General features: G+C 74.6%; 1 pseudogene. It reads right to left on the minus strand.

Annotated features, from left to right (window positions below):
* A pseudogene (locus tag ACSNOG_RS32965) lies at window positions 1–389 on the minus strand (siderophore biosynthesis protein); the annotation flags it as partial.
* Between the last annotated feature and the right edge of the window lie 60 nt (window positions 390–449).

The raw sequence follows: 449 nt of genomic DNA on the forward strand, positions 1-449 counted from the left end.
CCGGTCTCGGCGAGGCGGCGGCGCAGCTGGGCCTTGTTCTTGGCGTCGAGGGCCGAGCGCCAGTCCTTGCCGGGAAGCCCGAAGTAGGCGGCGGCCAGGGCCGCCTGGGGCTGGAGGTGGTCGCTGTTGGTGAAGACGGCGTCGGGGCGGCCCTGCGGGCCCAGCGCGGAGATCCGGGCGACGACTTCGCGGAAGTCGGTGACGTCGCAGCCGAGGACGGAGAGTTCGGGCAGCTTGCCGCCGTCGGCGACGCTCTGCTCGTACGCGCGGCGGTGGGCGTCCGGCCGGTCGGTGAGCAGGGTGACCTCCAGGCCGAGGCGGGCGGCCGCGGGCAGGAAGCCGAGGGTGACGGAGTCGGTCGGGTTCAGGGCGAGGAGATGGAGCCGCACGGGGGCGCCTTTCGACAGGCTGAGGGGGGACAGGGAGTGCGGGGCGTGAGGCTTGCGGGG

The sequence above is a fragment of the Streptomyces sp. URMC 124 genome (assembly GCF_051386455.1).
Taxonomy (GTDB): domain Bacteria; phylum Actinomycetota; class Actinomycetes; order Streptomycetales; family Streptomycetaceae; genus Streptomyces.